Annotated in this window: 34 protein-coding genes; 19 read left to right on the forward strand and 15 right to left on the reverse strand. The window is 62.2% G+C overall.

Annotation, left to right across the window (positions count from 1 at the left end; genetic code table 11):
* Positions 1–476: 476 nt before the first annotated feature.
* The 14 genes from EG799_RS01560 to EG799_RS01615 all read right to left on the reverse strand — a co-directional run bounded on the left by EG799_RS01560 (position 477) and on the right by EG799_RS01615 (position 6,049).
* The gene (locus EG799_RS01560) at positions 477–830 is read right to left on the reverse strand and encodes a RusA family crossover junction endodeoxyribonuclease (RefSeq protein WP_123877948.1); all 354 of its coding nucleotides are present in this window, start codon (positions 828–830) and stop codon (positions 477–479) included.
* A complete protein-coding gene (locus tag EG799_RS01565; RefSeq protein ID WP_158610976.1) occupies positions 820–1,419 on the reverse strand; it encodes a helix-turn-helix domain-containing protein in 600 nt (199 codons plus the stop codon). Before EG799_RS01565 ends, EG799_RS01560 begins: the two co-directional genes overlap by 11 nt.
* A gap of 141 nt (positions 1,420–1,560) precedes the next feature.
* Positions 1,561–1,995, reverse strand: a complete 435-nt coding sequence (locus EG799_RS01570) for a hypothetical protein (protein ID WP_234028962.1) — start codon at positions 1,993–1,995, stop codon at positions 1,561–1,563.
* Entirely contained in the window at positions 1,992–2,258 is a 267-nt protein-coding gene (locus EG799_RS01575) for a hypothetical protein (RefSeq protein WP_158610977.1), read from the reverse strand. The genes EG799_RS01570 and EG799_RS01575 overlap by 4 nt, the downstream gene beginning before the upstream one ends.
* A 29-nt stretch (positions 2,259–2,287) precedes the next feature.
* Positions 2,288–2,521: a DUF2312 domain-containing protein gene (locus EG799_RS01580; protein WP_123877954.1), complete on the reverse strand. Its 234-nt coding sequence runs from the start codon at positions 2,519–2,521 to the stop codon at positions 2,288–2,290.
* A gap of 51 nt (positions 2,522–2,572) precedes the next feature.
* Complete coding sequence (gene ssb / locus EG799_RS01585; RefSeq protein ID WP_123877956.1) at positions 2,573–3,079, reverse strand: single-stranded DNA-binding protein; 507 nt, start codon at positions 3,077–3,079, stop codon at positions 2,573–2,575.
* Complete coding sequence (locus tag EG799_RS01590) at positions 3,080–3,700, reverse strand: RAD52 family DNA repair protein (protein ID WP_123877957.1); 621 nt, start codon at positions 3,698–3,700, stop codon at positions 3,080–3,082.
* A gap of 2 nt (positions 3,701–3,702) precedes the next feature.
* Entirely contained in the window at positions 3,703–4,365 is a 663-nt protein-coding gene (locus EG799_RS01595) for a 3'-5' exonuclease family protein (RefSeq protein ID WP_123877959.1), read from the reverse strand.
* Positions 4,362–4,547, reverse strand: coding sequence for a hypothetical protein (locus tag EG799_RS01600; RefSeq protein ID WP_123877961.1), 186 nt, complete (start codon positions 4,545–4,547; stop codon positions 4,362–4,364). The genes EG799_RS01595 and EG799_RS01600 overlap by 4 nt, the downstream gene beginning before the upstream one ends.
* A 156-nt stretch (positions 4,548–4,703) precedes the next feature.
* Positions 4,704–4,865 (reverse strand): hypothetical protein, encoded by a 162-nt coding sequence (locus tag EG799_RS13915; protein WP_158610978.1) that lies wholly within the window; start codon positions 4,863–4,865, stop codon positions 4,704–4,706.
* Positions 4,862–5,332, reverse strand: a complete 471-nt coding sequence (locus EG799_RS01605; RefSeq protein ID WP_123877963.1) for a hypothetical protein — start codon at positions 5,330–5,332, stop codon at positions 4,862–4,864. Before EG799_RS01605 ends, EG799_RS13915 begins: the two co-directional genes overlap by 4 nt.
* Positions 5,325–5,729 (reverse strand): hypothetical protein, encoded by a 405-nt coding sequence (locus EG799_RS01610; protein ID WP_123877965.1) that lies wholly within the window; start codon positions 5,727–5,729, stop codon positions 5,325–5,327. Before EG799_RS01610 ends, EG799_RS01605 begins: the two co-directional genes overlap by 8 nt.
* Positions 5,730–5,861 carry a hypothetical protein gene (locus EG799_RS14245; protein WP_267900620.1) on the reverse strand — a complete coding sequence of 44 codons (132 nt, stop codon included), beginning with the start codon at positions 5,859–5,861 and terminating at the stop codon, positions 5,730–5,732.
* A complete protein-coding gene (locus EG799_RS01615; protein WP_123877967.1) occupies positions 5,858–6,049 on the reverse strand; it encodes a hypothetical protein in 192 nt (63 codons plus the stop codon). Before EG799_RS01615 ends, EG799_RS14245 begins: the two co-directional genes overlap by 4 nt.
* 90 nt (positions 6,050–6,139) lie before the next feature.
* Between EG799_RS01615 and EG799_RS01620 the strand changes: the two genes are divergently transcribed.
* The 18 genes from EG799_RS01620 (at position 6,140) to EG799_RS01685 (ending at position 14,235) form a co-directional block, all read left to right on the forward strand.
* Positions 6,140–6,748, forward strand: a complete 609-nt coding sequence (locus EG799_RS01620) for a S24 family peptidase (RefSeq protein ID WP_234028963.1) — start codon at positions 6,140–6,142, stop codon at positions 6,746–6,748.
* Positions 6,749–7,311: 563 nt separating this feature from the next.
* Positions 7,312–7,617 carry a hypothetical protein gene (locus tag EG799_RS01625; protein ID WP_181950862.1) on the forward strand — a complete coding sequence of 102 codons (306 nt, stop codon included), beginning with the start codon at positions 7,312–7,314 and terminating at the stop codon, positions 7,615–7,617.
* A complete protein-coding gene (locus EG799_RS01630; protein WP_123877969.1) occupies positions 7,614–8,006 on the forward strand; it encodes a hypothetical protein in 393 nt (130 codons plus the stop codon). The genes EG799_RS01625 and EG799_RS01630 overlap by 4 nt, the downstream gene beginning before the upstream one ends.
* A gap of 156 nt (positions 8,007–8,162) precedes the next feature.
* A complete protein-coding gene (locus EG799_RS01635) occupies positions 8,163–8,393 on the forward strand; it encodes a hypothetical protein (RefSeq protein WP_123877971.1) in 231 nt (76 codons plus the stop codon).
* Positions 8,390–8,887: a hypothetical protein gene (locus EG799_RS01640; RefSeq protein ID WP_123877973.1), complete on the forward strand. Its 498-nt coding sequence runs from the start codon at positions 8,390–8,392 to the stop codon at positions 8,885–8,887. The genes EG799_RS01635 and EG799_RS01640 overlap by 4 nt, the downstream gene beginning before the upstream one ends.
* Positions 8,884–9,015: a hypothetical protein gene (locus EG799_RS14250; protein WP_267900621.1), complete on the forward strand. Its 132-nt coding sequence runs from the start codon at positions 8,884–8,886 to the stop codon at positions 9,013–9,015. Before EG799_RS01640 ends, EG799_RS14250 begins: the two co-directional genes overlap by 4 nt.
* Entirely contained in the window at positions 9,012–9,575 is a 564-nt protein-coding gene (locus tag EG799_RS01645; protein ID WP_123877975.1) for a Lar family restriction alleviation protein, read from the forward strand. The genes EG799_RS14250 and EG799_RS01645 overlap by 4 nt, the downstream gene beginning before the upstream one ends.
* An 86-nt stretch (positions 9,576–9,661) precedes the next feature.
* Positions 9,662–9,964: an HNH endonuclease signature motif containing protein gene (locus tag EG799_RS14345; RefSeq protein ID WP_407641233.1), complete on the forward strand. Its 303-nt coding sequence runs from the start codon at positions 9,662–9,664 to the stop codon at positions 9,962–9,964.
* Positions 9,948–10,220: a hypothetical protein gene (locus EG799_RS01655; RefSeq protein WP_123877979.1), complete on the forward strand. Its 273-nt coding sequence runs from the start codon at positions 9,948–9,950 to the stop codon at positions 10,218–10,220. Before EG799_RS14345 ends, EG799_RS01655 begins: the two co-directional genes overlap by 17 nt.
* On the forward strand, positions 10,217–10,375 hold the full coding sequence (locus EG799_RS13920) for a hypothetical protein (protein ID WP_158610979.1): 159 nt from the start codon (positions 10,217–10,219) through the stop codon (positions 10,373–10,375). Before EG799_RS01655 ends, EG799_RS13920 begins: the two co-directional genes overlap by 4 nt.
* Entirely contained in the window at positions 10,372–11,895 is a 1,524-nt protein-coding gene (gene dcm, locus EG799_RS01660; RefSeq protein WP_234028964.1) for a DNA (cytosine-5-)-methyltransferase, read from the forward strand. The genes EG799_RS13920 and dcm overlap by 4 nt, the downstream gene beginning before the upstream one ends.
* Positions 11,892–12,035, forward strand: coding sequence for a hypothetical protein (locus EG799_RS13925; protein ID WP_158610980.1), 144 nt, complete (start codon positions 11,892–11,894; stop codon positions 12,033–12,035). The genes dcm and EG799_RS13925 overlap by 4 nt, the downstream gene beginning before the upstream one ends.
* A complete protein-coding gene (locus tag EG799_RS01665) occupies positions 12,032–12,388 on the forward strand; it encodes a hypothetical protein (protein WP_123877981.1) in 357 nt (118 codons plus the stop codon). Before EG799_RS13925 ends, EG799_RS01665 begins: the two co-directional genes overlap by 4 nt.
* A complete protein-coding gene (locus EG799_RS01670; protein ID WP_123877983.1) occupies positions 12,385–12,600 on the forward strand; it encodes a hypothetical protein in 216 nt (71 codons plus the stop codon). Before EG799_RS01665 ends, EG799_RS01670 begins: the two co-directional genes overlap by 4 nt.
* Complete coding sequence (locus EG799_RS13930) at positions 12,597–12,770, forward strand: hypothetical protein (RefSeq protein WP_158610981.1); 174 nt, start codon at positions 12,597–12,599, stop codon at positions 12,768–12,770. The genes EG799_RS01670 and EG799_RS13930 overlap by 4 nt, the downstream gene beginning before the upstream one ends.
* The gene (locus EG799_RS13935) at positions 12,763–13,002 is read left to right on the forward strand and encodes a hypothetical protein (protein ID WP_123877985.1); all 240 of its coding nucleotides are present in this window, start codon (positions 12,763–12,765) and stop codon (positions 13,000–13,002) included. The genes EG799_RS13930 and EG799_RS13935 overlap by 8 nt, the downstream gene beginning before the upstream one ends.
* Positions 12,999–13,229, forward strand: a complete 231-nt coding sequence (locus EG799_RS01680; RefSeq protein ID WP_123877987.1) for a hypothetical protein — start codon at positions 12,999–13,001, stop codon at positions 13,227–13,229. The genes EG799_RS13935 and EG799_RS01680 overlap by 4 nt, the downstream gene beginning before the upstream one ends.
* Positions 13,222–14,235 carry a tyrosine-type recombinase/integrase gene (locus tag EG799_RS01685; RefSeq protein ID WP_123877989.1) on the forward strand — a complete coding sequence of 338 codons (1,014 nt, stop codon included), beginning with the start codon at positions 13,222–13,224 and terminating at the stop codon, positions 14,233–14,235. The genes EG799_RS01680 and EG799_RS01685 overlap by 8 nt, the downstream gene beginning before the upstream one ends.
* Before the next feature lie 95 nt (positions 14,236–14,330).
* Here EG799_RS01685 and EG799_RS01690 read toward each other — a convergent pair whose 3' ends face one another.
* Positions 14,331–14,630: a hypothetical protein gene (locus tag EG799_RS01690; RefSeq protein ID WP_123877991.1), complete on the reverse strand. Its 300-nt coding sequence runs from the start codon at positions 14,628–14,630 to the stop codon at positions 14,331–14,333.
* A gap of 143 nt (positions 14,631–14,773) precedes the next feature.
* Between EG799_RS01690 and EG799_RS01695 the strand changes: the two genes are divergently transcribed.
* Positions 14,774–15,268 carry a hypothetical protein gene (locus tag EG799_RS01695; RefSeq protein WP_123877993.1) on the forward strand — a complete coding sequence of 165 codons (495 nt, stop codon included), beginning with the start codon at positions 14,774–14,776 and terminating at the stop codon, positions 15,266–15,268.
* Positions 15,269–15,271: the final 3 nt, after the last annotated feature.

Consider the following 15,271-nt stretch of genomic DNA (forward strand, 5'->3'; position numbering starts at 1 on the left):
GCGCAGCCAATTGCGCCAGGTCGCATCCCAGTCGGATTTTCGGGCGTTCGCTCCGGTCGCGCTGGCGGCCCAGTCGCGGAACTTAGCCAATTCCCGGTCCACCGCGCCGTCGGGCCAACGGCTGACAGCCGTGGCAACGTCTCCGCTGAGCGGCTTGGGCTTCCAGTCATCCGGAAGTCGGTGCCCCTTACGCGCGCGGGGTATGTGTTCGGGGGTATGGGTGGGTGGGGTTTGTTGGGGGGTCTGGGGGGAAGAAAGGGGAGGGCGGGAAAGGGGGTCGGTTTCATCACCGTTACCGTCACGCGTTACGTCACGCGTTACGTCATCAGCCTCATCTTCGGCTTTCTTTTTGGCGCGGTAGCGAGCCTGCCTTTCGGCGGCTGCGGAGCGCGCAGGACCAATGCTGGCGAACTCAATAACCTCTTGGATAGTGAGGCCCTTATCTGCCAAGAACTGCATCTGTTCGGTCGAGAGGTTCACAGCACCACCTCCACCCGTCCCGGCTTAACCGGCTCTCCCCGGCGAAGGGTCGGCTCGAAACGTGTGTCATCGACACGAAGGCCATCGGCGATGCCATCGAGCGCGGCTTTGAGACTGGCGAACATGTTGTCGATGTCCCTGCGGCGGTTGTCAGGCGGACAGAAGGTAATCGTCACCGGAATGGCCCCTTCGCGCTGAGCGAGGCTCCTGCGGGCATCCACCGGCACATTCGCGATGGTTTGCAGCGCCGCATCCTCGCGCGCCTTCTTCTTCACGCTGGCAAGCTGCATGTAATGCGCCCGAGCGTTGGGATTGAGCCTTCTGTCCGGCCAGGGCAGGTCAATCCGCATCGGCACGATCCCGCAATTCGAGATAGGCTCGCACCACGCGCGGGTCGCGCTTGGCGTAAACGTCCCAGTTGTCGGCGGCATGGATGACCGTGGTGTGATCGCGGCCGCCGAGAATGCGGCCGATGACGGCATAGGAAATCTCGCGCTCACGCAGGATGCGAACGATAACCGCTCGGGCGCTGACAGCCGGTGCCCTCCTGCTGGCCGACTTGATGTCGTCCACGGACAAACCGAACGTATCGGCAACGCTCGACAGCAGGGGATCGAGCGGCACCCGGCCATGCCCGACGTGGGTGGCTATTTCCTCGATCAATTTCGTAATGCCCCGCCGCCGCGTTTCAGCGGCCCTGAGGCTGGCATTGCGTCGAGCCACGCGGCGCATGAGGGCTATCCTGAAGCCCCTTCGCCAACGGCGGCGACGGCAGACCTTGCACGCGGCTCTGTCGGCTATCGTATGGGTCGTTTGCGGGTTGCGAAGGTGCCCGCACGGCCACGCGGCGCCGAGGGCGATCAGCATCCGCCGATTGCTGTCCAGCAGCCGCGCATGGTCCTGCGCGTCCTGAATGGCGATAGAGTCGATCGCGCTCATTCCGGCCACTCCCATGCAGGCAGGCCCAGGCGGGCGCGCATGGCCGCGTGGAACGCGATCTTGCGATCGTGGCGACACCGGGCAGCGCGCTTCGCCAATACGCTCGCAGCGGCGCTTGGATCGGGTTTGCGGCGGAAGGGGTTAGGCAGCTTCATGGCGGGCCTCGTCTTGCAGGGTAGTCACGTCCACGCCGGTCCAGGTTGACCACAGGTGCAGCGCGCGGCTCGTGTATTCGCTGCGCTGCGCCTCGTTCATGGCGCGGTTGCTGGTGGATGCCGGCTTGAAACGGCGATCACCGCTGGGAAGGTCGATCCAGCGGCCTACGCCCAGCTTCTGCCGGGTGATGTCGTGCAAATCCTGTTCATCGAGCGTGAGGTCGTGCGCTTCGTTCAACAGCGGCACCACGAGGCCGGCTACCGACCAGTAAAGGCCGCGCCTGCGCTGGTTGGCGACCCCGCCCCTGATCTCGACGCGCACGCGGCCCCGTATTTCGCGCATTGCGGCCTCGGCGGCGGCGTTGGCGGGACGAAGCATTCCAAGATGCGCCTCGAACGCGAGGGGTGCCTTGTCGCTCATGCGGCATACCTCCGACTGCTTTCGATCCAGAGGCGTTCGGCTTCGTCCATGAGGTCGATGCCGTATTCGCGGTAAAAGCCGCCGTGCCCGAGCGCTTCGACGCTTTCGCGGGGGCCATGCTGGATCTGGTGATGGCGCGGGCACAGGGGGACGGTGCGGTCATGACGACGCGACACCCGCCCCCCGTGAATGCCGGCGGTCACATGATGGACCGTCGAACGCGCCCCGCACACGAGGCAGGGTATGGACGCGATGCGTTCCATGTGCCGACGCTCGGATGCGGTAGGCTTCATCAGGCGATGCCCAGCGAAGCCTTGTAGGTGTCGAGGATGGCTTCCTGTTCGGCGCGGTCGTCCGCGCTCATGGCGCGCAGCTTGACGACCTGGCGCATGATCTTCGGATCGTAGCCCACGGCCTTGGCTTCGGCATAGACATCGCGGATATCGTCGGCGATGCCCTTCTTTTCTTCTTCCAGGCGTTCGATGCGTTCGATCAAAAGGCGCAGGCGGTCATCGGATTCTGACATGTCGGGTTCCTTTGTGTTGAGGGTGTTGGGGATTGTGGGGGGAACACGTCGCTAGAACGGAATGTCGTCGTCGAGATCGTCGTAACTGGCATTGCCCCCGCCCGAGGACGATCCGCCGCCGCCAGAACCGCCGCCGAAGTCGCCGCTGCCGCCGCCGCGGCCCCAGTCCTCGCCGCCGCCGCGCTGGCGGCCACCGCCGCCGCCGGACGCGCCATCGAGCATGGTCAGCGTGCCGTTGAAGCCCTGCACCACGATCTCGGTGGAATAGCGGTCGTTGCCGGACTGATCCTGCCACTTGCGGGTTTGCAGTTGGCCCTCGACGAATACCTTGCTGCCTTTGCGCAGGTAGCGTTCGGCGACCGACACGAGGCCATCACTGAATATCGCGACGGTGTGCCATTCGGTGCGCTCCTTGCGCTCGCCGGTGGCCTTGTCCTTCCAGCTTTCGCTGGTGGCGATACGCAGGTTGCAGACCCTGCCACCGTTCTGGAACGAGCGGACTTCCGGGTCTTGACCCAGGTTGCCGATGAGCATGACCTTATTGAGACTTCCGGCCATTCAAGCGGCCTCCTTCTGTAGTGCAATTTGTTCGATGATCCACGCCTTGCCGCCTGCAAACTTGTCGGCGGGCAGCTGGCGAAGATCGGTGATCTTGGCGGTGTCGAGAAAGCGCTTCACCGGAAAGCCGCTGCTATCGCACAGGGCCATCAGTTCGTTGCGCTGTTCGTCGGTGATGGTGGGGGGCGGAGCCTCACGAACGTTGCTCTGCGTCTTGTCGTAGAGCGCCAGTCCGAACGGGTTGCCGAACGTCATGAAGGCGCGCTTCATCGCGTCCGTCTCGGCTTCCTTCAGCGCACTTTCGTGAGCCTGCCCCTCGTCGCGGTCGATGCCCTGGCCGAACCCGCATCCCTCGCGGATGAGATCGCCCACGCAGATACGGACGCGGCAGCTGTAATTGACCACCTTGTTGCCGTTCTTGTTCTCGTAGGTCTGACCGACCGGACGCAGGTCCAGTGTCTCGCGGGTCCAGCCATCGAAGCCGAAAATGCGGTTGGCCTCGGCGATTGCGTGCCATCCCTCGATGTAGGACACCTCTCCGCCGCCCTGACGGCGCTTGGCGACGACCTTCGGGCTGAGCGGGGCGCTGAGCGCCTTGTTCTGTTCGTCGGTGAAGGTCATCTTCAATACCCCACGGCTTCGAAGCGGCGGAATATCGAGCGGACGGTTTCAACGTCCCGCTTGCAGTATTCGGCGATCTTCGCATGTTCGCCATCGGCCCACGCCTGAGCGACCATCGAACCGTCGAAACCATCCTTGCACGGCAGGGAAAGGGCTTGGCACAGATCGTCCTGACTGATCCGGTCACGCGCACCGGCCCACGCGGTCATCGTGTCGAATATCTCTTGCGACCACGGTTTGAGATCCCGAGGGAACGCGACCGAAGGCGGTAGCTTCACGCCCAGAACGATCGCGCGGCACAGGATGAAGCGCATATCGAAACCGCTGATATAGTGACCGATGAAGCGATTGACGCCCATCGTCGGCAGCGCGGCAAAGAAGGTTTCGAGAACCAGGGCTTCGCCATCCACGCTTTCGGCGTGGACCGCCGTCACATCACCGTCCCCGAGCGCAAAGCCTATGGTGCAGATATGACCCTGGGTGGGATTGAAGCTGGTCTTGGCGACGATCTCGTCTGCCGCGGCATCGCCGTGGTCGGCAATCCACTGCGCGATGCTTTCCGGCTTCTTGTATTGCGCCGGAGCGGTGATGCTCTCACGAACCCGGTCGCGGTATTCCGACGACTGGTTCGGGATCGTCTCTATGTCGAGAAAGATGTTGTTCATGCCGACCACCGGACGGGCGTAACCCGCTCCACGGTGTTGCGGACAAACGAGCCCTCGCCGCCGAGACGTTCGATCTCTTGCGCGGCCAGGTTCAGCGAATGAATGCACAGCCCCAACGCGGCGCGTGGAGAAAGCAGGACTTCCTCTTGCGCCGGGGGCGTGATGGTGGTCATCGTGTTCACAGGAAAATCATCCTTTCCTAGGGGCCGGCGTTGTGGATTGAGCCCGCAGGTCGGCCCCGACCGGCTGCGGTCCGTGAAAAGTCCCCATCCCCCACGCCGCCGCCATCATGGCGAGCGCGGCGATCCAGAGCATGGCAAGAGCGGTCCAGTTGCGGGTCATGCCAGCCACCAGATCAGCCCGGCCCATGCCCCGACGATGTAGAGCGTCAGCCCCCGCCACACCCATGCGCGCAGCGGATCGGCCTGCACTTCCTCGGCGGGCGCGAGATCGCCAGCGCGGTAGTCCTGCCGGGTGGTGAAGTTGTCGCGGATGGTCATGCGGCTCTCCGAAGCTTGGCCTGCGAAATGCGTGACCGGCGTTCGAGACACGCTGCCAGCAGGGCGTCGTTTTCCGCCTCGCTGTCGATCAGCTCGCGGTCGGTTTCGCTCGAGCCACCGTCCGATCCGGCAGCGCGGTTCTGTCCGATCCGATGGATGGCGGCCCCGGCGGATGCGATGATGTCGTCAGCTGCATCCATGAGCGGCACGATCATTACGCCCTTGGCAGCGGCGATGGCATCGAGCGCGTGAACGTCAACGTCGAGTAGGTTCCAGGCGCAACCCAGCTTGAGCGTCGTTTCCTCGTCACGCGCCCGGCGGATGGTCTTTTCATCGCAGCCCGTTTCCAGCGCGACCCGCGAAGGGCCGTCACGGTGGCAGGCGCGCAGTAGTCCATCGGCCAGCAGGTGGCGGGCGTCTGCGTCCGTAAGACGTTTGCTGTTCGGGCGGACGTGCTTGTCAGACACGGGCATTGTCTCCGTCATGAAAGGAACGATCAGAACCGGGCGCAGCGAAGCGATTGGCGTTATCGCGCGCCGGGTCTGCTACAGGGTGAGTGAGGTTGGCGGGTTCGAGCACGGGAACGTCGCCCGCCAGTTCAAGGATGGCTTCGCGATGTTCTTCGTCGGTCAGGGGGCGGATTTTGCGGAAGAGACTTTCGGGGAATCCGATTTTACCTTTTCGCCGGGGCGATACCTCCCAGAAACCCAGTGCCCGTTCATTCCTGCACTTTGGACGCGGCACACCCACAATTTTCACTGTGTAGATCGCGCCAACCGACAGTATAATCGATGGATCTCTAAACAGCGGGTGCCTTACGGCCACACACAGCGCCAGATCGCCAATCTGCCAATCGTCAGCCATCTAAGCCACCCCGCCGAAATTATCGTTTGCTACCGTGTCCATCATCACGGACAGGCGCTGGCGACGGGACATGCCGGTGGCGATGAAGCGGCCGGCGAAGCGGTAAAGCGTGGAGAGATAGCGGCGGGTCATGCTGCCGCCTTTCGGTCTTGTTCATCCATCCAGTCCCGCACGCGCGCAGCGGTGCTAAACTTGATGTCGCGCCCCTTTTCGAGTTGTCCGACAAACGGACGGTCATTCAGGGCCTTCTCTCCGAAGTCCCATTTCGACATCTCATGACGCTTGCAGAACGCCTGAATTTCGGTGAGCAGGTTATCCATGACGCCGACATTAGGTTGGATAAAACCAACTGTCAACGCTGGATACGTCCTCCCTTCGCAAAAAGTTCGGATTGGTCCAACTATCTGGGCGTGTCAGACGAACCAGATATTGAGACGATCAGGTCCAATCTCCGCGCCGTGATGAAGGCGCGGGATGTGAAGCCGACCACGCTTTCGCTACGGGTCGGTAAGAACCGAACCCTGGTCAAAGACCTTCTCGAAAAATCGAAGGACATCCAAATCGGAACGCTGTCGAAGTTGTCCAGCGCTCTAGATGTCCCCCTTGCAGACTTGCTGGCGGCGCCTAGAGTCTCCGTCGTGGGATATATCGGTGCTGGGGGTGAGATCATTTTCGAGGACATGGGGCACGAAGATTCGGTGCTGCGACCGCCCGGTATATCCGGAACGCTGATCGCCCTTATTGTTAGAGGCTCGTCGATGTTGCCACGCTACCGGGAAGGCGACATCATCTATATCCAGCGCGAGCACGACGGGGTGCTGCCCGAGTATGTCGGGGAGGATTGCGCCGTTCGTCTCAGCACGGGCGAAACCTACATCAAGCAGCTTATAAAGGGCAGTGAAGAAGGTCGCTTCACCCTGCTATCGCTTAATGCGCCACCGATTGAGAACGTGGAGATCGAATGGGCTACTATCGTGCGCTTCGTTTTGCCTGGTGCCTCGCGCCGATTGCTGTCCTAGCCAGCTGCGACGACCGCATGAGCCGGGCCGATCTGGAAAGCGCGGCAGTGTGGGCAGAAGATCAGGCTTCAATCAATCATGATGAGATTGCTGCGCTAAAGGATCGGGTCGAAGCTCTTGAACGCAATTCCGGCCAAGTGGCAGTCGCACGACCGCCAGTGGCCCCAGCTCCATCCGCCAGCGCGCCTTCGCGTGTGATTGAACTAGTGACGATGGGCGATGCGGGCCAATCACAGCGCTTCTCTTCAATGGAAGCCTGTCGATCCGCCAAGGCCCGCTTAGAGCAGGCTGATCAAGAGCAATGCCCACCCGGCGCGTTCTGTCCTGGCTATGTGCGAGAATGCGTCTCGCTCGATTAGTTGGATACCACCAACCTTTTTCGTTGACAGGTTGGATATAGCCAACTAAACCCTCTCCATACCCAACCGGGAATGGAGACGATGATGGCTACCCCCCGTGCAGAGATTATTGAGATTACAGGTGGCGCTCGCGCCAGACCTACCGGCAGCAGAGTAATTTGTGACCCGCCCCCGTGTGACACTGACGAGGATTGGCTGGTTCTGGTGTCCGATGATGTATCGGCTTCGATGTCAGAACAGGGGTTTACGCAAGACGGATCGCCTGAGTTCTATACCGGAAACGATAATGGCGGCTTCCGATCATGGCGGCGCGGTGATCTCAATATTGTCACGACCACTAGCTCTGAATTTTATGATCGTTTTGAAACCGCTACTGAATTAGCCAAGCGTTTCAATTTGCTCGACAAAGCAGACCGGATCGCACTTTTCCAAGCTGTGCTTTACGGTGTTCCGTGGCATAACCTCCAGCAGCCGGTGTTTGATCTACGCGCCGAACAGGTGCCGGCATGAACGCCCTCACCCGCCTGAACGCCAAGGCCCGCCAGATCGGTGCGCCGACATGCGCCGAGGCTCCGCGCGTCGAGTTCGATGCGTGGCCCAGCTGGCCGCTGCGCTGGGAGCGCTGGAAGGCCACCCCGTTCCACCGCGACTGCCTGCGTTCCATCCGCGACGATGCCGAGAACCGCGACGAGGCTGTCTACTGGGCGGCACAGGGCGCGCTCGACACCGGTGACGCATCGAACTGGAAGCGGTCTTTGCCGAGATCGAGGCGGAGGAAATCCGCGCCCACCGCGCCTACCGCTACGAATGCGCGACCGGCCGGTTTGCCGACGATCACCCCTATTTCAATTCGCGTGCGGGGGAGCGGGTATGACCACACCATCTCGCACCATCGATAACTTCAGCGATTGGACCAAATGCTGGCAGTGCGGCGGCGAAGGTCGAGTAGCAAACTGCTGGGAGGAATACGCCTGCGTCGATCCTGAAAGCGGTTGCGATATTTGCATGGACACCTGTGAAATCTGCGACGGCGATGGCGGATGGGAATCCATAGCATGACCCGCGCCGAAGCCGAAGCCAAGGGCTGGACCATCGGCCAAGACCGCTGGCCGTTCCCGGCATGGTCCGCGACCCACCGCGACTACGACGCCTCTTACGAAGGTCCGGAGGATGGCTGGGTCGATAACGACCTCAGCTGCACCGCCAAGACGCTGCCCGATCTGCTGGTCGAGATTGCCGAGATCGAGGCCGACCGCCCCACGTTTCTTGAAGGACTGATCGCATGACCCAGAAAATCGACTGGAACGCGCTTTATCACTCGACCGATCCGGTGGACTGGGATGGCGATCTTGTGGCCATTCATCCCGATGGGCGGGTGCAGAATGTAGAACTTGCTGGTAATCCAGAAAACCCTGACCACGTTGGCGATTATTATACCACAGGCGGCTTCGATGGTCGAAGTGGTATCTGGCGTCCAGATGGGTTCATGTGGTGCGGCGACTCTTGGCGCATCCGCAACCGCACCGAAAAGCCCGCCAATGCCCCTTCGCCGGAGTTGGTGGAACGGATGGTGGCGTATATCAGCAGCCGCGCAGCTTGCGGTGACGACCCCAGCGCTTCCGCCATCCTCGCAGACCTACCGCAACCCGTCGATCCCGTTGAATTGACAATTCAGCAGGCGATGGAAAGTGGAAACGACATTACTGCATTCGAGATCGCAGAAGCACTGCGAGACGCTGGGTTGGTCAAGCGCGTTCGTGCCGAAGGCGGTGACGCATGACCGATCCCATCGACATGGCCCTTGCCGACATGCAGGAATACTGCCTGCGCCAGATCGCGGAGAGCGAGGCGCGTCTCAAGCGCTGGGCCGCCGAGGACAAGGCCGCTGCCGAACGGTGGGCGGCATGACCCAACCGACCAACACAACCGATAGCGCGCTGGTGGCGTGTCCGTTTTGCGAAACGGAATTCCCGCCTGTCGTAGCTGCGGATGACAATGGCGATTGTGTCATATGCACGGGATGCAGTGCGCTTGGGCCGTCACGGCAGACGCGCGAAGAAGCCATAACCGCATGGAACACCCGCACCACTACGGACGCAACCGAGCGGTCGAGTGAGAATGCGCGGCTGCGGAGCGGCGTAATCGGTGATGTTCTGGCCGAGGTTGAAAAGGCTGTAGCCAAGTTTCCGACTTGGCCAACGCGCATCATCGACGCGGGCAATGTCGTGACCGAAGAAGCGGGCGAATTGGCAAAAGCCTGTCTGCAAGTCACCTATGAGCCGCACAAGGAAACGCTTGAAGGCGTCCGCATGGAAGCAATTCAAACCGCCGCCATGTGCCTTCGCTTTCTCGCCAGCATAGACCGCTATAATTGCTCGCCCGCCGAACAGCATGAGCAGCCCGTATCGGCCTTGTTCGCCCGCGCCGCTCTCGAACCGTCCACCAGCACGGAAGGGGAAAGGGCATGAGCGGGCACACGCCGGGTTATTTCGTCACGCGAGACGGTCGGGTGTTCTCCGTAAAGAGCAACTGGCGCGGCTATGGTGAGCGCGAAATGAGATTGGAGCCAAATGCGGACGGGTATCCGTCTGTTCGCCTTACCATCAATGGCAAGCGTAGTCGCCTAGCTGTTCACAGGCTTGTCGCACGGGAATATCTTTCACCCCGCCCGTCACCCGCGCATGAAGTGAGGCACCTTGACGGAGATAAGACGAACAATTCCGTCGAAAATCTCGCGTGGGGAACGACCAAAGAGAACGCCGAAGATCGAGAGCGGCATGGCCGGACCTCACGCGGTCAGAAGCACTCCATTGCAATCAAAAAAGGACTGGAGGCCGCTAATGTCGCAGCCGACTAAGGGGCCGTGGGAAGCCCAATTCGAAGACACGCCTTACGAAGAGCTTGGCGAGAACTGGTGCGTCAACGGAGGCATCGGGTCCATTTGCACGATGGATGGGCCGCGCGACCAGCGAGAAGCCAACGCCCGTCTGATCGCCGCCGCGCCTGACCTGTTGGAGGCGATCCAAGAACAAGTCGACGAATGCTTCGACCCGGCCTGCGAGATGTGCGCTCGGCATGAGGCCATTCTCGCCAAAGCGCGAGGTGAGGCATGATCCGCCGCATCATCCATACCATCGCCGCCGTCGATGACGACACCTGGCGCGGGGAGTGCCGTCTGGCCGTGTCCGTTGTCGTAGTGCTGGTGGCGGTAGCGAACGCGCCGCGCATCGTGGCGGCGGCACCGTTCCTTTGGGAGGCGCTGCTGTGATCCGCTACCTTTCCGTGTGCAGCGGGATCGAGGCTGCGACCGTGGCATGGAGGCCTCTTGGCTGGAAATGCGCCGGCGTGTCCGAGATCGAACCGTTCCCCCGCGCCGTTCTGGAACAGCGCCTCGGGGCGGTGTCGGTCGATGACGAACACCACTATTCGCCGGGATCGAACGTCCTGCCGCTGTTCGGCGACTTCACGAAAATAGAGGCTCAGCATGTCGGACCAGTTGACCTTCTTGTCGGAGGCACCCCCTGCCAATCTTTCAGCATCGCCGGAAAGCGCCTTGGCCTGGACGATCCGCGCGGCAACCTCACGCTTGAGTTTCTGGCGCTGGCTCGACGCATTCAGCCCCGCTGGATCGTTTGGGAGAATGTCCCCGGAGTCCTGTCGCATGACGAAGGACGGACGATGGGAACCTTCCTCCGGCTCGTGGGCGAATGCGGGTTCCGGTGGGCCTACCGAGTGCTGGACGCTCAATATGTGCGAGTGGGCCGTTTCGGACGAGCTGTCCCCCAGCGCCGCCGTCGTGTGTTCCTTGTCGGATATTCTGGAGCCGCCGACATCAATCCCGCAGCGGTTCTATTTGACCGCGAAAGCCTGCGCGGGAATCCTGCGCCGCGCCGAGAAGCGGGGGAAGTCGCTCCCACCGTCCCTAGCCGAAGCACTGCGGGCGGTGGCCTCGGGACGGACTTCGACTGCGACGGGGGGCTGATCGCGAACAGTGGCGATGCGTCATTCTGCGTGTCGGTGAACGGGCAGCGATCGAACGATGCCGAAACCGAAACGCTGATCGCCCATGCCCTGCGCGGCGAGGGCTTCGACGCCAGCGAGGACGGAACGGGGCGGGGAACGCCGATTGTGCCGGTGGCGCCAACGCTTCGGGCAGGCGGCAACTCGACGGGCGGCACGCGGCCATACGGCACCGATGCCGATACCTGCGACAGCCTTGTGCCCATCGCCATTCAAGAGCGTGCTGTCAGCGAGAACCCTGCTGCCGGTCCCGATGGGAAGGGCTGGCGCAATGATGGTGCCGCCTACACGCTGGAGGCTCGGCAGGTTTCGCAGGCGGTGGCCTTCTCCGCCAAGGATCACGGCGCCGACGCGATGTCTGAGTGTAGCCCCACCTTGCACGCGGGCGGCCATACGGCGAGCCATGCCAATGCCGGGGTGATGCCGGCGGTGGCTTTCCAAGAGCGAGGCCGCGCCGACGGTCGCCATCTCGAAATTCAGGAGGGTGTGGCTTACGCGCTGACTGCGCCGAGTGGAGGCGGCCGAGCGCAAGAGCGCAATATCCTTCACGATTGGGCCGTCCGCCGCCTGACCCCCACCGAATGCGCCCGCCTACAGGGCTTTCCCGACGATTGGGCACGCATCGCATGGCGCAACAAGACCGCCGAGAACTGCCCGGATGGCCCGCAATACAAGGCCTACGGCAACAGCATGGCGGTGAACGTGATGTCTTGGATTGGGGAGCGGATCGCCGCCGTGGACGCCATTTCGGAAAGGATCGCCGCATGATCGCCACCCGTCAACGCGGCCAGACCCGCGAACCCGCCTACGTCAACGCGCCCGCCCGCACGCTCGCCAGTGAATTGCCGCGACGCACCGGCGAGCCTGAACCCCGCCGCCGGTGGCTATTTGGAAGGAAAGACCGATGACCGAGACGACCACCCTCCTTCGCGACATAGCGGACGAGGTTCGCGACCCGGATGGTGCCGGAACGCTGCCTGCCGACCTGATGGAGCGGATCGACGAGGCGTTGGCTCGGCAGTCGCCGCAGTCCGATGATAGCCTTGCAGATCAGGAAGTGGAGGAAGCAGCGGCGCTAATAGCTAAGAGCCAAGGTCTGAATTGGAACGAGACTTGCGCCTACGAAGCTGATCCGGATGCTTGGCCAGGCTTTTGCGACAGTAGCACGTGTATTGCTGCCCATTTTGAAGATCACGATCCAGATTGGGCCCGCAAATATTATCTAGCAATCGCCCGAGCTGTGCTGGACCTAACCCGATGACCCGGCCCCACGATAGCTTTGCCGAGCGGGTAGAGGCGGCGCGTCGCTTCAAGCTCGTCGAAGGGTGCAAGAAAATCGACAATGAACTTGGCGCTGCGGTCGAGGAAGCTTTCAACGCAGGATATTCGGCCGAGCAGGTTCATCGCATGTTGAGCGGTAGTCTTGCCCTAACCGAAGAACCCGCCCTCCGCACCCAAGGAGACAACACATGAAGGGCTTTCCCTACAAAGGCTACGAACTGGCCGACATTGACTTGGGCGCCCAGCTACTGGTGTTCGAGAAAGAGGGCGTTCGTCCGGAGGATACCGTCACAATCCTCGCCATCAGCAAGGCGCACGCCATTGAGAAGATCGACGAGCGCGAGGGGATGGGGGATGGATAGGGCAACCCATACGGATTATCTGCATCCCGGCCACCTGCGCGTAGAAACCGGGCAGCATTACCAAGCGTGGGCGGCGGGTTCTGGCTCATTTGTCCGCACCGCGCTGTGCGTCAGTCCGTCCAGTAGCACCTACAAGCGGCTCAATCGACGCGGCCTGCCTAAGTGGTGCTGTGGCAAGATCGTCAACGGTGTGGAGGTTCCTTGTGATTGCGTGCTGGAGGATGGGCGGTGAACGAGCGCTGGCCGCATATGATGAAGGTGGATACCGCCGCTTCCTATTGCGACCTGTCACGCTCGGCGTTTCTCGGGGAGGTCGGGAAGGGTCGCCTGCCTTCGCCCATCAACCTCGGCGGCCGCGATCACTGGTTTCGCCCGGCGCTGGACAAGTCACTTGCCATTCTTGCGGGAGAGGCGGAGATTCCGGACTACCGCAAGGAATTGCAGGAACGCTATGGCTAAGCCCCCTCGCCTCAAATACGTGAAGCACGTCCGCGCCAAGGGCAAGCTGTATGCCTACTTCAACACCGGCGAGCGCAAGGACGGGAAGGTGATCTATGCACCCCTGCCCCGCCCTTCCAGCCCCGAGTTTTTCGTCGCTTACGGCAGGATGAAGGCCAAGCGGGAAAAGCGCGCGGGATACAGCCTTGCCGCAGCTTGTCAGGCATACGAGGAAAGCACCGACTTCGTCGGCAAGGCGGATAGCACGAAAAAGCTGTATCGCTACGCGCTGCGCACCATCGAGGATGCGCTGGGCAGGTTTCCGATCAACGACCTGCGCCGCGACGATATCCAGCGCGTGCTGGACCACGGCCTGCCATCGGCCAGCGCGCACAACATCTTTCTCGCCGTTCTAGGGCTGGTCTATCGTCACGCCCGGCGGCAGGGCAAGACCGAACTCAACCCCGTCCGCGACTTCGACAAGATCAAGGGCGGAAGTCATGAGCCGTGGCCCGCCCCCGTTCTGGAGGCGGCGCTGGTCAGCGAACACGACCGAACCCGCCTTGCTGCACATCTGCTGTATTTCACCGGGCAGCGGATCGGCGACGTTTGCAAGATGCAATGGAGCGACGTTCGCGGGGACGAGATTTTCGTCACCCAGCAGAAGACCGGCAAGAAGCTATGGATCCCAATGCTAGCCGAATTGCGCGCGGAGCTGGACCGGACACCGAAGCGCGGGATGACGATCCTGACGCGGGAGGGCGGGCACCCCATGACCGACCAGGTAATCCGCAAGGAGTTGAAGGCCCACGGTGCGGCGATGGGCGTCGAGGTCGTGCCGCATGGCCTGCGAAAGAACGCCGTCATCAGCCTGCTGGAAGCGGGATGCAGTGTAGCCGAGACGGCGGCGATTACCGGCCAGACCTATCGCATCGTGGAGCAATACGCGGCGCAGATCGACCAGCGACGCATGGGCCGGGCCGCGATTGTGAAGCTTGAGACAAAACGGAAACGGGAAAACGGATAGGAAAAACGCACCGCAAAGGCGCGCTTTACCGTGGTGTAAGGACTAGTGTCGGTAAACCTTACACTTGTGGTCGGGTATGGCGCCGGCGGACGGGGCTATTCCCCGCCGACGGCATCCTCCGCGGCCTCCCCGACACCCTGCGCCGCGTCGCCCACCTGACCGGCAGCATCGCCCACGCTGTTTGCCGCGCCCGCGACCGCGTTGTCCTTGGCGACTTCGGCGCCGCTCATCTGGGTGAATACGACCACCGCGATCGCCGCGAGAACCAGCAGAACGATGATTACCAACCACTTTCCGCCGCCGCCGGCTTCGCGCGGGGCGTCCTGCACGACCGTGGTATGCGTGTGGGTGTTGCCACCCGGCGTCTCGACTTGAGTAATGCGTTCTTCGGTCATGGTTTTTATCCTTGGTGTGTGGCGCCAGAACACATTTGTCATATCTCGGTTCCGCCCAGTCGATCACGCCTCGCAAGTATTCGGAAATTAACCATTTTCGCCGCGTGAGCGGTTAACCTGAAGTCTGTAGAGACGCGAAGGCGATGGCGCAGATCTCCAAACCCCCGATCCCGCTGAAGATGTACAAGCACTTCGCCGTGACCACGGTCGCGATGACCGGAATGCTGGCGATGTTCGCCGATGGCGAGAACCGCCAGGCTATGGAAGCGCATGTCGAACAGCACCAGGAAGACGTTCGCATTCGAAAGGCGAGCGCCGAGATCACCGGCCCGCCCCGGCTCGCCCTGGCCGAACCCGAACCGGTCGGCAGTTTCGGGGGAACGGAAGGCGGCGGCGATTTCGGCGCGCCGATGATCGACGTCTCGCCTAGCGGATCGTCTATCGGCCGGGCGGACTATGCCCGTGCGGCGGGATCGATGCCCGGCTATTCGCAGGACTTTCTCGATACGTTGAGCGAAGAAGAACTGGCGAGCCTGCTCGCGGACATGCGCCGGGCGGGCCTGACCGACGCCGGCGACATCCGCCGCGCGGCCCGGATGATGGAACGCAGCTCGGCCCGGCGCAGCGGCTCGCGCTGAGTT

Source organism: Aurantiacibacter spongiae (assembly GCF_003815535.1).
Lineage (GTDB): Bacteria > Pseudomonadota > Alphaproteobacteria > Sphingomonadales > Sphingomonadaceae > Alteraurantiacibacter > Alteraurantiacibacter spongiae.

Bases quoted from the DNA above. Each gene is read 5' to 3' on its own strand.
- EG799_RS01560 (WP_123877948.1), bottom strand. From the start codon at position 830: ATGCGGATTGACCTGCCCTGGCCGGACAGAAGGCTCAATCCCAACGCT.
- EG799_RS01565 (WP_158610976.1), bottom strand. From the start codon at position 1,419: ATGAGCGCGATCGACTCTATCGCCATTCAGGACGCGCAGGACCATGCG.
- EG799_RS01570 (WP_234028962.1), bottom strand. From the start codon at position 1,995: ATGAGCGACAAGGCACCCCTCGCGTTCGAGGCGCATCTTGGAATGCTT.
- EG799_RS01575 (WP_158610977.1), bottom strand. From the start codon at position 2,258: ATGGAACGCATCGCGTCCATACCCTGCCTCGTGTGCGGGGCGCGTTCG.
- EG799_RS01580 (WP_123877954.1), bottom strand. From the start codon at position 2,521: ATGTCAGAATCCGATGACCGCCTGCGCCTTTTGATCGAACGCATCGAA.
- ssb (WP_123877956.1), bottom strand. From the start codon at position 3,079: ATGGCCGGAAGTCTCAATAAGGTCATGCTCATCGGCAACCTGGGTCAA.
- EG799_RS01590 (WP_123877957.1), bottom strand. From the start codon at position 3,700: ATGACCTTCACCGACGAACAGAACAAGGCGCTCAGCGCCCCGCTCAGC.
- EG799_RS01595 (WP_123877959.1), bottom strand. From the start codon at position 4,365: ATGAACAACATCTTTCTCGACATAGAGACGATCCCGAACCAGTCGTCG.
- EG799_RS13915 (WP_158610978.1), bottom strand. From the start codon at position 4,865: ATGACCATCCGCGACAACTTCACCACCCGGCAGGACTACCGCGCTGGC.
- EG799_RS01610 (WP_123877965.1), bottom strand. From the start codon at position 5,729: ATGGCTGACGATTGGCAGATTGGCGATCTGGCGCTGTGTGTGGCCGTA.
- EG799_RS14245 (WP_267900620.1), bottom strand. From the start codon at position 5,861: ATGACCCGCCGCTATCTCTCCACGCTTTACCGCTTCGCCGGCCGCTTC.
- EG799_RS01615 (WP_123877967.1), bottom strand. From the start codon at position 6,049: ATGGATAACCTGCTCACCGAAATTCAGGCGTTCTGCAAGCGTCATGAG.
- EG799_RS01630 (WP_123877969.1), top strand. From the start codon at position 7,614: ATGAACGCCCTCACCCGCCTGAACGCCAAGGCCCGCCAGATCGGTGCG.
- EG799_RS01635 (WP_123877971.1), top strand. From the start codon at position 8,163: ATGACCCGCGCCGAAGCCGAAGCCAAGGGCTGGACCATCGGCCAAGAC.
- EG799_RS01640 (WP_123877973.1), top strand. From the start codon at position 8,390: ATGACCCAGAAAATCGACTGGAACGCGCTTTATCACTCGACCGATCCG.
- EG799_RS14250 (WP_267900621.1), top strand. From the start codon at position 8,884: ATGACCGATCCCATCGACATGGCCCTTGCCGACATGCAGGAATACTGC.
- EG799_RS01645 (WP_123877975.1), top strand. From the start codon at position 9,012: ATGACCCAACCGACCAACACAACCGATAGCGCGCTGGTGGCGTGTCCG.
- EG799_RS14345 (WP_407641233.1), top strand. From the start codon at position 9,662: ATGAGATTGGAGCCAAATGCGGACGGGTATCCGTCTGTTCGCCTTACC.
- EG799_RS01655 (WP_123877979.1), top strand. From the start codon at position 9,948: ATGTCGCAGCCGACTAAGGGGCCGTGGGAAGCCCAATTCGAAGACACG.
- EG799_RS13920 (WP_158610979.1), top strand. From the start codon at position 10,217: ATGATCCGCCGCATCATCCATACCATCGCCGCCGTCGATGACGACACC.
- EG799_RS13925 (WP_158610980.1), top strand. From the start codon at position 11,892: ATGATCGCCACCCGTCAACGCGGCCAGACCCGCGAACCCGCCTACGTC.
- EG799_RS01665 (WP_123877981.1), top strand. From the start codon at position 12,032: ATGACCGAGACGACCACCCTCCTTCGCGACATAGCGGACGAGGTTCGC.
- EG799_RS01670 (WP_123877983.1), top strand. From the start codon at position 12,385: ATGACCCGGCCCCACGATAGCTTTGCCGAGCGGGTAGAGGCGGCGCGT.
- EG799_RS13930 (WP_158610981.1), top strand. From the start codon at position 12,597: ATGAAGGGCTTTCCCTACAAAGGCTACGAACTGGCCGACATTGACTTG.
- EG799_RS13935 (WP_123877985.1), top strand. From the start codon at position 12,763: ATGGATAGGGCAACCCATACGGATTATCTGCATCCCGGCCACCTGCGC.
- EG799_RS01685 (WP_123877989.1), top strand. From the start codon at position 13,222: ATGGCTAAGCCCCCTCGCCTCAAATACGTGAAGCACGTCCGCGCCAAG.
- EG799_RS01690 (WP_123877991.1), bottom strand. From the start codon at position 14,630: ATGACCGAAGAACGCATTACTCAAGTCGAGACGCCGGGTGGCAACACC.
- EG799_RS01695 (WP_123877993.1), top strand. From the start codon at position 14,774: ATGGCGCAGATCTCCAAACCCCCGATCCCGCTGAAGATGTACAAGCAC.